This is a genomic window from Mesobacillus subterraneus (assembly GCF_003937825.1).
Classification (GTDB): domain Bacteria; phylum Bacillota; class Bacilli; order Bacillales; family Cytobacillaceae; genus Mesobacillus; species Mesobacillus subterraneus.
In genome coordinates this window covers 95,177-109,121 of sequence record NZ_RSFW01000017.1, presented here as the reverse complement: position 1 = coordinate 109,121, position 13,945 = coordinate 95,177, and the positions used below count along the sequence as shown (strand labels likewise).

10 protein-coding genes are annotated in these 13,945 nt (G+C 44.6%); 9 read left to right on the top strand and 1 reads right to left on the bottom strand.

Features of this window, described 5'->3' with window-relative positions; all coding sequences use genetic code 11:
• Positions 1-32 precede the first annotated feature (32 nt).
• Positions 33-1,409 carry an FAD-binding domain-containing protein gene (locus EJA10_RS14990; RefSeq protein ID WP_125480831.1) on the top strand — a complete coding sequence of 459 codons (1,377 nt, stop codon included), beginning with the start codon at positions 33-35 and terminating at the stop codon, positions 1,407-1,409.
• Here EJA10_RS14990 and EJA10_RS14985 read toward each other — a convergent pair.
• Complete coding sequence (locus EJA10_RS14985; RefSeq protein WP_125480830.1) at positions 1,392-2,294, bottom strand: DMT family transporter; 903 nt, start codon at positions 2,292-2,294, stop codon at positions 1,392-1,394. The genes EJA10_RS14990 and EJA10_RS14985 overlap by 18 nt on opposite strands.
• A 125-nt stretch (positions 2,295-2,419) precedes the next feature.
• Between EJA10_RS14985 and pdxR the strand changes: the two genes are divergently transcribed.
• From pdxR to EJA10_RS14945, 8 genes are all read left to right on the top strand, one after another.
• A complete protein-coding gene (pdxR, locus tag EJA10_RS14980) occupies positions 2,420-3,817 on the top strand; it encodes a MocR-like pyridoxine biosynthesis transcription factor PdxR (protein ID WP_125480829.1) in 1,398 nt (465 codons plus the stop codon).
• A gap of 48 nt (positions 3,818-3,865) precedes the next feature.
• Positions 3,866-4,627 (top strand): exodeoxyribonuclease III, encoded by a 762-nt coding sequence (locus tag EJA10_RS14975; protein WP_125480828.1) that lies wholly within the window; start codon positions 3,866-3,868, stop codon positions 4,625-4,627.
• 344 nt (positions 4,628-4,971) lie between these two features.
• The gene (gene ccpN, locus EJA10_RS14970; RefSeq protein WP_125480827.1) at positions 4,972-5,610 is read left to right on the top strand and encodes a transcriptional regulator CcpN; all 639 of its coding nucleotides are present in this window, start codon (positions 4,972-4,974) and stop codon (positions 5,608-5,610) included.
• 14 nt (positions 5,611-5,624) lie between these two features.
• A complete protein-coding gene (locus tag EJA10_RS14965) occupies positions 5,625-6,443 on the top strand; it encodes a pyruvate, water dikinase regulatory protein (RefSeq protein ID WP_125480826.1) in 819 nt (272 codons plus the stop codon).
• Complete coding sequence (gene ppdK / locus EJA10_RS14960) at positions 6,443-9,115, top strand: pyruvate, phosphate dikinase (RefSeq protein WP_125480825.1); 2,673 nt, start codon at positions 6,443-6,445, stop codon at positions 9,113-9,115. Before EJA10_RS14965 ends, ppdK begins: the two co-directional genes overlap by 1 nt.
• Positions 9,116-9,308: 193 nt before the next feature.
• Positions 9,309-9,689 (top strand): hypothetical protein, encoded by a 381-nt coding sequence (locus tag EJA10_RS14955; protein ID WP_125480824.1) that lies wholly within the window; start codon positions 9,309-9,311, stop codon positions 9,687-9,689.
• Between the two features lie 104 nt (positions 9,690-9,793).
• Positions 9,794-12,364 (top strand): DEAD/DEAH box helicase, encoded by a 2,571-nt coding sequence (locus EJA10_RS14950; protein ID WP_125480823.1) that lies wholly within the window; start codon positions 9,794-9,796, stop codon positions 12,362-12,364.
• 109 nt (positions 12,365-12,473) lie between these two features.
• Positions 12,474-13,733: a LysM peptidoglycan-binding domain-containing protein gene (locus EJA10_RS14945; protein WP_125480822.1), complete on the top strand. Its 1,260-nt coding sequence runs from the start codon at positions 12,474-12,476 to the stop codon at positions 13,731-13,733.
• Positions 13,734-13,945 lie beyond the last annotated feature (212 nt).

Here is a 13,945-nt window from a genome sequence, read left to right as displayed (position 1 = left end):
GAAGAAGGAACATGTAATGGAGTTGGTGCTGGATGAATATCATTCTTTTCCATAGAGATTTGCGAATTTCTGATCATCAGCCGTTAACTGCGGCAGCTGACAGGGGTGAGGTATTGCCGTTATATGTTTTTGAGCCTTCCGAATGGGAAGGGTCCATTCTTTCAAAAAGACATTATCAATTTGTTGTTGAAAGCCTTGCTGAGCTGTCAAAGCAGCTGCAGCAACGTAACGGCCAGCTTTTTTTTGCGCAAGATGAACTGGAGGCAGTTTTGGGGGTTTTGCTGGAGACATATGAATCGATCCATGTATTTTCCCATGCCGACTCCCTGGTTCTGGATAAAGTCACGAAATGGGTAAAACAACACACCCAGACTTTGACAACCTATGGTCTGGAACCCAAAAAGGGGTCAGCAAGGGGCTTCAAAAGAGTCTATGAAACCTATATGGCTCAACCGCTGATACCTGCTCCTGAGGAAATCCATTCACCTTCGCATGTTCCGGAAATCCTGTTTACCGATTTAAAGAAGCTCAAAACAATGAATAGTAAAGGCAGCAAGATCCGTTTTGGGCAGCAGGGTGGAGAACTGCAGGCAGTTGAAACCCTCGATACATTTCTCGATCAAAGATATTTAAGCTATATGGAAAACCTTCAGAATCCTTTAGCCTCATCCCAATCATCCTCCAGGCTTTCTGCCTTTATCGTCTGGGGGAATATATCGGTGAGGACGATTTTCCAAAAAACAACACAAAAACTAGATATGATTGAGTGTGACAAGGAGAGGCTGCAGCTTGAACAGTTTTTATCGGGGCTTTATACGCGGGTGAAAATCTGCAGCTTACCTCAAGCAGAGGTTACTGGCGATAGCAAGATTGAAAGAATATGGAATGATGAATGGTACCTGCGTTGGCTTGAAGGTAAAACAGGTATTCCGATCATCGATGCTTCGATGAGATGTTTGTATAAGACCGGATGGCTCAATTTCACGCTGAGAGGGCTGGTGATCTCATTCGTATCCAATATCCTCCTGCTGGATAGTGAGAAACCATCCGCAAAACTGGCTGGATTATATTTGGATTACGAGCCGGCGATCCATGATTTCTATTATCAGCAAATATCAGGGTTGAAAGGCTGGCCGAAAATTCAAAATCCGGTGAAACTCGGCCGTCAGCTGGATCCGGATGGCTCGTTTATCCGCAGGTACATACCGGAATTGGACGGGATTTCAAGTAAGTACATCCACGAACCATGGCTCTATCCAGGCTTCTATAAGCTTGGATACGAGGCGCCGATGGTGGATGTGATCAAGGCAATGAAGAACGCTAGGATTCAGTCCAAGGAAATGAAGAATACGACAGCATCACGTGAAAAGAAGAAAGGTGAAGCAGAGCAATTATCCTTTGACCTCTGAAGAAGAGTTTTCTGCTTGGATTTTTGCATTTAAGTACGTTAAGGAAACCCCTATAAGAGTAATCACACCACCTATTACCGTCAATGGTGATGGGACCTCTCCAAGCCACATCCAGGCGATAAGGAAGGCAGCTGTTGGTGTCAGATATAGAGAATTTGCTGCTTCCGCTGCACCGGATTCCGCTGTTATATAAGCTATAGCAAAATAGGCGATCACGGTTGGAAACAGCCCGAGGTAAATAGTGCTAAACGTAGCGCCAGGGGATGCTGCAGCAATCTCCTGGCCCAAACCACCGGCAAAGAGGCTCATAAAGATTGTTGCGGCCCATATAGTGTAAGCAGTAAACGGCAATGCTCCGTATTTAGCCAAATAGTTCTGTTGAAACACGAAGTAAATGGATTCTGATAGGGAAGCAATCAAAATCAAACTGACCCCGATTCCTAATCCAAATCCTCCGCCCGACCCAAAAGAGATCAAGAAGATTCCTATCATACTGATCCCAGCTCCGAACCAGTAATTTTTACCGGTCCGTTCCCCGAAGAATAACCTCCCTAGAAGTCCGATAAATAACGGGGAAGTAGAGACCAGCAGGCTGGCAGCACCGGCGCTGACACTTTTTTCCCCGAAACTCAGTGCTGTTTGGTATACCGCGAAACCGAGAAACCCAAACAGGAATATGACTGGCAAGTCCTTTATTTCAGGAAGTATCATTTTTGTAAGAACTGCATAGAAAACAAGGGCAATGGAACCAATCAGCAACCTTAAGAATGAAAGGTGTTCTGGAGAATATCCTTCAAGTCCATGCCTGATTCCTGCGAATGCCGAACCCCAAAATAAAATGACAAGAACATGTGCTGCTGCTATTTTTACATTCAAGTGAATCACCTCTCTAAAACCATCCAATTTAATCCTGATACAACTTTTTCTTTTAAATATAACGGGGTCTTGTTAAAATGTATCCAACCAGTAGGGGTATTATAAAACCAACCAATTTTGAATGGAGCTTAGAAATGAAAACACCTAAATACAAGGTGATTATTGAATATATCAAAAGTCAAATCACAAATGGAACCTGGCCTGTGGGCAGCAGGCTCCCCAGCCAGCGGGAACTTGCCAGGCAATTTGAAGTAAACAGAAGCACGGTCATCACTGCGCTGGATGAGCTGGCAGCTGATGGCCTTATAGAGGGCATGCATGGCATGGGAACGATCGTTGTGAATAATACATGGACCCTCATGTCAGTAAATGCGCCGGTGAACTGGAATGAACAAGTGCAACTGGGTACCCATCAGGCGAGTATTGGTACAGTACAGGCCATCAACAAGGCAGAATCTGACGGAAACTTGATCCAGCTCAGCAAGGGGGAATTATCAAGAGACTTGTTCCCTTTGGAAGAAATGAGAGCTGTGATGACAAAGGTCGGTCAGGAGCTCCAGCCTTTTGGGTATGAAGATCCTAAAGGAAATCCGGAACTAAGGAGAGCGATCAGTACGCATCTGAAATCAAAAGGCATTGAGGTGCCTGCCTCGTCCGTTCTGGTGGTGTCAGGCGCATTGCAGGCGCTGCATCTGATTTCCATTGGCTTATTAGAAAGAGGATCAACCGTATATCTTGAAAACCCTTCATACCTATATTCACTTTCTACGTTCCAGTCTGCTGGAATGAGGCTTCGTGGGATCACACTGGACAAGCAAGGGATCATACCTGAGCTGTTAGAAGGGACTCAAAAATCTGTATTGTACACTCAGCCAACGTTTCATAATCCAACAGGTATATTGATGGAGGAAGAAAGAAGGCTCGAATTGCTAAAGTTTGCTGAAAGTGAACAGCTCCCTATTATCGAGGATGATGTGTATGGCGATTTATGGATAGACTCGCCTCCACCACCGCCAATCAAGTCCAATGACAGGCACGGAAATGTCTTGTATCTTGGAAGTCTGTCAAAGAGCCTGAATCCAGGTTTGCGAATTGGATGGGTTGTTGGTCCGGAAGCGGTAATTGACCGGCTGGCTGATTTGAAAATGCAAACGGACTATGGCTCCAGCTCATTATCACAGCGAGTGGCCGCTGAGTGGCTGTCAAGCGGGTTATACGAACGGCACGTGTTAAAGGTGAGGACGCAGCTGAAGGAGAGGAGAGACGCGGCATTATCAGCATTGGAAAATAATTTGTCTAAATATGCTGAGTGGGAAGTACCAAAGGGCGGATTTTTTATCTGGGTTAAAATAAAGAAAGAAATCTCCTTGCAGGATCTGTATCGGAAAGCACTCTCGGAGGGAGTCTTAATCAATCCCGGGCGGATTTATACCACACAGAACATGCCCTGTTTCCGCCTTTCTTTTGCCAACGCTCCGATTGCAGATATAGAAAAAGGAGTCGCCATATTAGAATCCCTGCTCGAAGACTGATAGAATGGTAGAATATGATTTTTTCAGCAAAAAGGAGAAATTGCATAGATGAAATTTGTATCCTGGAATGTCAATGGAATAAGAGCTTGTACAAATAAAGGGTTTTTGGATTATTTTAAGGAAGCTAACGCAGATATCTTCTGCCTGCAGGAAACGAAACTGCAGGCAGGTCAAATAAATCTTGAATTAGAGGGCTATCATCAGTTCTGGAATTATGCAGAAAAGAAGGGCTATTCCGGGACAGCTGTTTTTACGAAGGAAGAACCCATTTCTGTAAAATATGGCATTGGTTCAGTTGAACACGATCATGAGGGCAGAGCAATCACGCTGGAGTTTGAAAAATTTCATCTCGTAAATGTTTACACTCCAAACTCCCAGCGAGATTTGGCAAGGCTTGGTTATCGCATTGCCTGGGAAGACAGGCTGAGAGAATATTTGCTTGACCTGGACCAGGATAAGCCGGTGATCTTGTGCGGAGATTTGAACGTGGCCCACCGTGAAGTCGATCTTAAAAATCCTAAACCGAACCGGGGGAATTCCGGATTCACTGATGAAGAAAGAGGAAAAATGACTGAACTTCTCAGCAGCGGATTCGTTGACTCCTTCCGCCATCTTCATCCGGACGCCACGGATGTCTACACCTGGTGGTCCTATATGAACAAGGTAAGAGAAAGGAATATTGGCTGGCGAATTGATTATTTCATTGTTTCAGAGAAGCTGGCTCCTGCAATCACAGCAGCAGATGCAGCATGCTTCGTGCTGGGCAGTGACCACTGTCCTGTTACACTCGAATTGAATATCAATGAATGAAGATCACCCCTGGGACTTGGACCAGGGGTTTTTTGTTACACTGGAAAAGCTGTGTGCAGCAGAAGGAAGGAGGATTTTATGGGAATTGCCAAACAGATGAACCAGACCTCCATTTGCATCATCTCAGTCCTCCAATTTTTTAAGTATGGCTTAATGCCTTAGGGTGTCATTTGAGTATAACCTTTATGGATACACTATTTTTGAAGAATTTAAGAATTATTGAATCATTTTCTTTTGATTTTCATTTAAATGTTATATACTATAAATCAATAAGGATAACACATTTAAAAATTCCTTGATAATGTAACATAATTATTATTGGGGGTACGTTGGTGGTGAGTTCTATGAAACTAACAAAACGGCAGGAAGAAATCGTTCAAATAGTAAAAGAGGATGGTCCGATTACCGGAGAGCAGATTGCTGAAAAGCTGAAGCTTACCAGGGCAACACTCCGTCCGGATTTGGCTATCCTTACGATGGCGGGGAGCCTGGAGGCAAGGCCGAGGGTAGGCTATTTCTTCAATAAAGAGAAAGAAAAGCGATTCGAAGCATCAGCAATTCTTGATATGAAAGTGAATGATTACAAAGGCCATCCAATTGTCGTCCAAAAATCATCTTCTGTTTACGATGCGATTGTGCAAATGTTCCTGGAGGATGTAGGTACCCTGTATGCTGTTGACTCTGAAGGATGCCTGGCCGGGGTGATTTCCAGGAAGGATTTGCTCAGGGCGGCAATCGGGAACAAGAACCTGGAGGATCTCCCTGTAAGCGTGATCATGACAAGGATGCCGAATATTATTATGGTCAAACCTGAAGAGACTTTGCTGCAGGCAGCCAAAAAGCTTGTTATGAACAGAATCGATTCTCTGCCAGTTGTCCGGGAACTCAACAACAAGCCAGATACATATGAGGTCATCGGACGTATTACGAAAACGACCATTACAAAGGTTTATCTGGAAATCGCTGAGCAAAAATCTGTCTAGGATGTGAGTGTATTTTGGAGATGAAGGAAGTTGTCTATGTTGTATCCGATTCAGTCGGGGAAACAGCAGAATTTGTTGTAAAAGCTGTGGCAACACAGTTTAATGGCGGTCAGGTTGATATTAGAAGAAATTCCTATGTCGAGGATGAAGAGGACATTGAGGATATCATCATGGTTGCCAGGCAGGGCCATTCCATCATTGCTTACACTATCGTTGTCCCAGCTCTAAAAGCATATCTGGATAAAAGGGCCAAAGAAGAGGGGATTTATGCAGTCGACTTGTTGAATCCGCTGATGAATGCTTTTGAAAAAAAGTTCAACAAGGAGCCAAATCATCGTCCTGGCATGATGAGGAAGCTTGATGATGAATACTTCAGGAAGATCGAAGCGATTGAATTTGCCGTTAAGTATGATGATGGCAGGGACCCCCGAGGTATTTTAAGAGCTGATATAGTCCTGGTCGGCGTATCAAGGACCTCAAAAACGCCGTTATCGATGTACCTGGCGCATAAGCGTTACAAGGTAGCCAATGTGCCGATTGTCCCTGAGGTAAAGCCTCCTGATGAATTGTTCCAAATCCCAAGAAGCAAATGTGTAGGGTTGATTATTTCTCCGGATAAGCTGAATGAAATCAGGACAGAGAGACTTAAAGCACTCGGGCTTGGTGCAAGGGCAAATTATGCAAGCTACGAACGCATTTTAGAAGAATTGGATTACGCAGAAAAGATCATGAAGCGTGTCGGCTGCCCGGTCATCAACGTTTCAAATAAAGCGATTGAAGAAACTGCAGGATTAATACTCGATATTCTAAAAAGTGAGAGGAGTTTTGGCTGATGTCTAAATTTGTTTATCTTTTTAATGAAGGAAACAGCGGAATGAAAGAAATCCTTGGAGGTAAAGGTGCCAACCTCGCGGAAATGACACGCATTGGCCTGCCTGTCCCATTTGGTTTCACCATTTCTACGGAAGCATGCAATGCATATTATGATGCAGGGAAGACCATTCCAGCTGAAGTACAGGCACAAGTACTGGAAGCGCTTGGTGAGCTGGAAGAAAAGACAGGCAAAAAGCTTGGCAATCCAGAAAATCCTCTGCTGGTTTCAGTCCGCTCCGGTGCGGTTTTCTCAATGCCGGGCATGATGGACACAGTCCTGAATCTGGGCATGAACGATGAAACAGTTGAAGGCATGGCGCAGCTTACGAATAATGCTCGATTTGCCTACGATTCTTATCGCCGTTTTATCCAGATGTTCAGTGACGTAGTTTTGGATGTCGATGTCTTCTTCTTCGAACGCTTCCTTGAAGAAACAAGGGAAGCAAAAGGATATTCAGCTGATCCTGAATTGTCAGCCGAGGATTGGAAGGAAGTCATCGAAGGGTACAAAAATATCGTACAAAAACATACAAGAAAGCCATTCCCTCAGGATCCTAAGGAACAATTGTTTCTTTCCATTAATGCTGTATTCGATTCATGGAACAATCAGCGGGCGATTGTATACCGCCGCTTGAATAAAATTCCTTCGCACCTTGGAACGGCTGTCAATATCCAGAGTATGGTCTTCGGTAATATGGGTGACGATTCAGGAACAGGTGTGGCCTTCACACGCGACCCGTCTACAGGTGAACACATTCTGTACGGCGAATACCTGATCAATGCCCAGGGAGAGGACGTCGTAGCGGGAATCCGTACACCTCAGCCAATCCAGACCCTCAAGGATGAAATGCCTGAAGTCTATCAGCAATTTGTCGAGACATGCCAGCGGCTTGAAAAGCATTACGAAGATATGCAGGACATAGAATTCACGGTTGAACGCGGTAATCTCTTCATCCTGCAGACCCGAACAGGAAAAAGAACAGCGCAAGCAGCAATCCGGATTGCTACTGAATTGGTGAAAGAGGGCATTATCGATAAAAAGTCTGCCCTGCTCCGAGTGGATCAAGAGCAGCTGGACCAGCTTCTTCACCGCAGGATCGATGAGGATTTTGAACGTAATCAGCTTGCCAAAGGGCTGCCAGCATCACCTGGAGCAGCTACCGGTAAGGTTGTATTCGATGCAGATGAAGCGGAGCTGCTTGCAAATGAAGGTCAAAAGGTCATCCTTGTCCGCCCTGAAACGACTCCGGATGATATCCACGGCATTATCGCTGCCCAGGCAGTGGTTACGAGCCGAGGTGGAATGACCAGCCATGCTGCCGTTGTAGCACGCGGAATGGGGAAAGCTTGTATTTGCGGATGTGAAGCGATGAAAATTGACCTTCACGAGAAACAATTCCTCGTTGGTGAAGTGATTGTGAACCATGGCGATATCATTACTATTGATGGAGGAACTGGCGAAATCATGCTTGGTGAGATTCCGATGATCGAGCCTGAACTGTCTGATGAATTCCAGCTTCTCCTTTCATGGGCGGACGAAGAACGAAAAATCGGAGTGCGCGCCAACGCCGATAACCCGGAGGATTCTGCCAAGGCGCTTGAATTTGGTGCTGGCGGTATCGGTTTGTGCCGTACAGAGCATATGTTCATGGACGCTGCCAGGGTGCCGATCGTCCAGAAAATGATTCTTGCCGAGACTTTCGAGGAGCGGAATGCCGCTTTGGATGAACTACTCCCAATGCAGCAGGGTGATTTTGAAGGCATCCTCGAGGTTATGCAGGGACTGCCTGTGACCATCCGTTTGCTGGATCCTCCATTACATGAGTTCTTGCCTGATAAGGAAGAACTGCTGGTAGAGATTACAAAGCTGCAAATCCTGAATCCTGAGGCAAAGGAACTCAAGGAAAAGGAAGCGCTGCTTAAAAAAGTAAGACAGCTTGATGAATTTAACCCGATGCTTGGCCACCGCGGCTGCCGTCTCGGCATGATCCATCCTGAAATCTATGAGATGCAAGCGCGAGCCATCTTCTATGCTGTAGCGAAGCTGGCTGAGAAAGGGATCGAGGTCCAGCCGGAAATCATGATTCCGCTTGTAGGACATGTAAATGAGCTGAAGGAAATGCGTGAACTAGTCAATGCTGCGGCACTTAGCATCAAAGAGGAAACAGGCAAGGATTTTGAATACACTGTGGGCACAATGATCGAGATTCCGCGAGCAGCACTGACTGCGGACCAGATCGCTGAGGAGGCTGATTTCTTCTCATTCGGTACGAATGACCTGACTCAGACGACATTTGGATACAGTCGTGATGACGCGGAAGGCAAGTTCCTTCAGGCTTATATCGAACAGAAAGTCCTTCCTGAAAATCCGTTTGCGGTCCTTGATCGTGAGGGTGTGGGCAAACTAGTTGAAACGGGAGTCCAACTTGGCCGCAAGACAAAGCCGGGCCTCAAGACAGGTATTTGCGGTGAGCATGGCGGAGAGAAGAGTTCGATTGAATTCTGCTACAACGCCGGACTTGACTATGTCAGCTGTTCACCATACCGTGTACCGTTAGCCCGGTTGGCAGCAGCACAGGCAACAATCCGACACGAAAAAAATAATGAAAGAGAAGTTGTTTCTGCAAAATAACCCGATAAATAGGAGCACGTGAAAAGGCGTGCTCCTATTAATTTTTTGGCAATGTCTCCTCTAACTGTCCTTATCAATAGGTAACTGATGGAAAACAGGGTATACTATAAAATATAAGTTAAATCCTTAGGTCTTCTGGTGTTTCAACTCACCGTTTAGAAGGCGTGAGACCAAACCAGAAAGGATGAAGGATATGAATATGCATTTATATCAGGCAAAAGCAGGAGATGGCAGTAAAAAGAAAGGCTTAAGGAGGACAAAATCGTATTTCACGACTCCAGAAGAAGCGGTTTCGGAGGCTTTTGCTTTGAAGGGTGAAATGGACTCCAGGTATGCAAATGAAATTGAATGGGATTATAAAGGATCGATCACGGGGAAATCTGATAAATTAAAATTTCTCAAAGGGTACTTGAATGGCAATAAGGAAAGCACTGCGTTTTATCTGGAGATTCTCCGAGTTGAGCATGATGAACAGATTGTACCGGCCTCTCCTATCAAGCCGAAAAGTGTAACGAAAGAGGATCGGAAAGTATTTAAAAAGGTAGTGGAAATGATACAGTTGAAGAACGCATAAGTCAAGCCGTTCCTCTTTTTTTATTGAAGTATATGATTGTGGAAGGGCACGCACAGAATTTGTGCGGCCTTTTCTTTATATTTTACCATCCAGGGTGATCAGAGATGAAGGAAATGGAAATGATCCATCAGCAAGCTGTAGAGAACACAAAGAATAAAATCATGGAGGATATTGAGAGGTTCCTTGGCGAACAGGACTCCTTGCCTCAATTTGAGGATTATATGGAAAAAAGAAAAACGTATATCCGCCAAATCTGGCATAACGTCTGGTTGACAAAGGCAACGAACGATTTCTCCAAACGGGACAAGAAGGCTTTTTTAAGTGAGAGAGGGTTTGTGGTAGAAGGAGTGGACCGCAAATTAATCAATAAGCTGTTCAGAAATGAAGTGAGGGACTTTGACCCTTTTGATACGGAAAAATGGGCGCGAAAGTCGATCAGCTTTGAGAAATGGAATGACCAGTATGAACAGGCAAGAAAAAATTTTAAAAGGAAACAAGAAGAAAACCGCCTTCTCGAAAAGAAAGCAGGTATACGGGAACAGATTTATGATGTCGCCAGGAGGGTTTTAAACGAATATCAAGAGTCAGCTTACCTGAAAATCAGATATGAGATGGCAAAGGAACTGCAAAAGGTTTTAAGGGAGAATCCTAAATATCAAGATATTGAAACCTACATGCTGGAAGAGAGGTTGACTGAGATCGGTCCTTTCGTTCCAGAGGATTACAGGACGATGGCAGATTTCTTTGATGAATTGACTGGCCAAATCCATCAGACGAATGAATGGGGAAGGTACCACTTTGAATATGAAACTTATTATTATCATTTTGAAAACAGGCTTGTTCAGTATTTCGCAGTAATAGGAGCGGAGAAAGTTCTGGCACATCTCCCGGACAGTGTCTTTAAAGAATATGAAGAAGTTCTTGAAGACAGGCTTACTGTACCGGAAATGAAAAAGATCATTCAAGATTTCACTGATGCATACATTGATGGTTATCTTTACAAACTTCAGGAAGAATACATCAGCGAACTGCTGGGCTTGGCGGAAACTGATTTTGATGAGCAAAAGCATCGGGATATGTACGAACACGATCTGTCTGAGCGGGAACGTAGGAAGGCAGAGGAAGAGGCCGAACTTGAAAGGATACGTGAAGAAGAGGCCCGGATGCTCGAAGACATCTTTGGAAGGGAATATAACCCTTCTCTCAGGAGAAATGTAAGGTATATCCTCCATATTGGTGCAACAAATACAGGTAAAACACACCACGCACTGGAAAGGATGAAAGAAGCGGAAAGCGGACTTTATTTGGCTCCTCTTCGCTTGCTGGCACTTGAAGTTTATGAAAAGCTGAACGCAGACGGTGTTCCATGCTCACTGAAAACGGGTGAGGAAGAGAAACCTGTAGAAGGGGCTTCCCATATTTCTTGTACAGTAGAGATGTTCCATGAGAAGGAGTATTACCATACAGTCGTCATTGATGAATCACAAATGATCGCAGATAAGGACAGAGGATTTTCCTGGTTCAAGGCAATCACAAAAGCGAATGCTGAGGAAGTACACATCATAGGAAGCAAAAATATAAAAGGAATGATGCTCGAGCTCCTCAACCAAGGAGTGGATGAAATATATGAATATAGCCGGGACATTCCTCTCCAGGTAGAGAACAAAGAATTCAGCCTTAAGCATACAAAGAAAGGCGATGCTCTTGTCTGCTTCTCGAGAAAACAAGTGCTTGAGAATGCCTCCAAGCTGCAAAATAGCGGAAGACAGGTGAGCATGATCTATGGAAGCATGCCTCCGGAAACCAGGAAAAAGCAAATAGAACGCTTCATCAAAGGAGAGACCACGGTAGTAGTGGCGACCGACGCAATCGGTATGGGTTTGAATTTACCAATCAGAAGGATTGTGTTTTTGGAGAATGAGAAATTTGACGGGACGAGAAGAAGGAGGCTGACTTCCCAGGAAGTAAAGCAAATTGCGGGTCGGGCAGGGAGAAAAGGAATTTATAATGTCGGCAGGGTTGCCTTCACATCTGACATAGGGTTGATGGCCAGGCTTCTGGATAAAGAGGATAAACCTGTAGAGACATTCTCGATCGCGCCAACTTCAGGAATCTTTGAACGTTTTCAAAAGTATCACCGGTCACTAGCTGTCTTTTTCGAGTTATGGGATCAATTCGAAAGTCCGAAGGGGACAAAGAAAGCTTCATTGTCAGAAGAGAGAGAGCTATATGAATATGTTAAGGGGACCGAAATTGAAGCGAGACTGCCAATGATGGAATTGTACGGTTTCCTCCATTTGCCCTTTTCTTCAAGGGAACCAGCTCTGATCGAGCAATGGCTGGAGACCATGAAAGCCATTGTGGCAGGGGCAGAACTGCCTGAGCCGGTTGTTAAGACTGGTACACTCGAGGAACTTGAATTATCCTATAAAGCAATTGGGCTCCATTTGTTGTTCCTCTATAAGCTAGACAGAAAAACAGAGGCCGTTTACTGGGAAAGAATTCGGACCGGTTTGAGTGATGATGTTCATGAATATCTGAAAACAGAAGTGAAGAATTATAAAAAGAAATGCAGGCATTGCGGGAAGGGACTCCCTATTGATTCACCTTTCCAGATCTGCGAAGCTTGCCACTCAGCTAAATACAGGAACAGGAATGACCGTTGGAATCGGTAAGTCGAAAGCAGGGCAGCAATTTGCCCTGCTTATTTTTGATTGGCAGTAATATCTGGGCGATGCTGTTCCATATGATGTGTAGTAAGAAATGACAAAAAGGTGTGATAAGATGGCTGTCCATGTAGTGAGAACAGGTGAGAACCTTTGGACGATCGCAAGAACATATGGTGTAACAATTGAGAGTATTGTCGAGTCCAATGGACTTGCTTCAGCCAGTTTAATTCCAGGGCTGGCGCTTTATATCCCTGATCAGCAGCCAATCATGCGCTATTATAAAATAAAAGCCGGAGATACTTTGTGGAAGATTTCCTTGCAGTTCAGGACATCTGTAAATAGTATATTGATCGCTAATCCGGGGATTGATCCAAACAGATTGTATATTGGCCAAAACATCAATATTCCTTCTCCGCTAAAGCCGCAATTTTCCACACTTGGTTTTATTGTCCCTGGTTCCCCTCGATTTCTGGAGCGATTGAACACGATCGCACCCAATCTTACTTTCATCGCTATCGTAGCTTTTTCATTTACTGATGAAGGTTACGCATATGTGACAGTGGACGACACGGCAATTGTCCGACGAAGTTTGGAGTTGAATGTGGTTCCGCTCTTATTGGTCCAGAATGTTACAGCACAGGGTTTCAGCAAGGAGCTGGCAGGAAATGTACTTGGGAATCCTGCTTACCGCAGAAATCTGGTAGCCAGCCTTGTGAACCTGGCTAATCAAAGAGGGTATGGCGGGATCAGCATTGATCTGGAATTCATCCCGCCGCCTAACAGGGAAGATTTTAATTCTTTTCTCAGGGAATTGAAGGCTGCGAAAGGCAACCTTATCTTACATGTGAATGTTCATGCGAAGACAGAGGACATTCCGACAAATCCGATTATTGGAGCATACGATTACAAAACGATTGGTGAACTTGCCGACATAGTCGCTGTGATGACAATTGACTATGGCTATCCTGGCGGTCCCCCTGACCCAGTTTCACCTCTTTGGTGGATTGCCCTTGTGGTTAGGTATTCGCTTACTCTCATCCCGCGTGAAAAATTGCAGATTGGTCTTGCTCTTTACGGTCATGATAAGGTCGTTTCGACAAATCAATATCGTGCGCTTTCAGTCTTGGATGCACAAAACCTCGCCATTTCTACAGGTTCTGTGATCCAGTTCGATACAGCAGCACGCTCACCATGGTTCAGGTATTGGAGGGGAACGGAAGAACATATTGTCTGGTTTGAAGATGTACGCAGTTATTTGGAAAAATATCGACTAATGGATCTGTACCAGTTATACGGAGCAACGTATTGGCAGCTGAGCCTGCCTGCACCTCAAAATTGGGCATTGTTAGATAAAATTGATGTGATAAAACTTTGATTAATTCTATTGCATTTCCCGCCAAAGTGCCGGTTTCTAAAGCAGAAACCTGCACTTTTTTTGGAGAAACAGGTGATTCACTCCTGTTTTGGGGTATTAATAAGGAAATAGACTCATATCTATATTTTTTTATTGTGCCGAGTCTGGTACTGACGCGCATTTTTGTTTAATTATGAGAATCCAAATAAAACGAGTCAAAAAAGTTTCAGGAG